Source organism: Shewanella sp. SM69, from assembly GCF_025653985.1.
Lineage (GTDB): Bacteria > Pseudomonadota > Gammaproteobacteria > Enterobacterales > Shewanellaceae > Shewanella > Shewanella oncorhynchi.
Map to the genome: position 1 here is coordinate 1 of NZ_JAKKRV010000060.1, position 567 is coordinate 567.

General features: G+C 60.7%; 1 protein-coding gene. It reads left to right on the plus strand.

Annotated features, from left to right (window positions below; translation table 11 throughout):
- A partial coding sequence (locus tag L5M37_RS24080; RefSeq protein WP_263201921.1) for a VCBS domain-containing protein occupies nucleotides 1-567 on the plus strand: 567 nt, incomplete at both ends.

A 567-nucleotide genomic window follows, 5' to 3' on the forward strand; every position in this document is an offset into this window, starting at 1 on the left:
GATGCCGACGGTAACTGGACCTACACCTTAAACAACAGCCACAGCGACGTGCAGTCACTCAAGGCGGGTGAAACCCTGACCCGTGACATCACGGTCACCAGTGCCGATGGCACCGCCAGCCACACCGTGACCATCACCATTGTCGGCGCGAACGATCCCGCTGACATCACGGTCGGTAACGGCGACAGCGATGCCGGCACCGTCACCGAAGACGGCGATWCCGACACCCTGCCAGGCACAGTACAAACGGTGGCTGGCACCTTAACCGTCACCGACGTCGACAACGGCGAAGCGGTCTTCCAAGTGCAAACCAATGTCGCCGATGGCAACTACGGTTTCTTCAGCATYGATGCCGACGGTAACTGGACCTACACCTTAAACAACAGCCACAGCGACGTGCAGTCACTCAAGGCGGGTGAAACCCTGACCCGTGACATCACGGTCACCAGTGCCGATGGCACCGCCAGCCACACCGTGACCATCACCATTGTCGGCGCGAACGATCCCGCTGACATCACGGTCGGTAACGGCGACAGCGATGCCGGCACCGTCACCGAAGACGGCGAT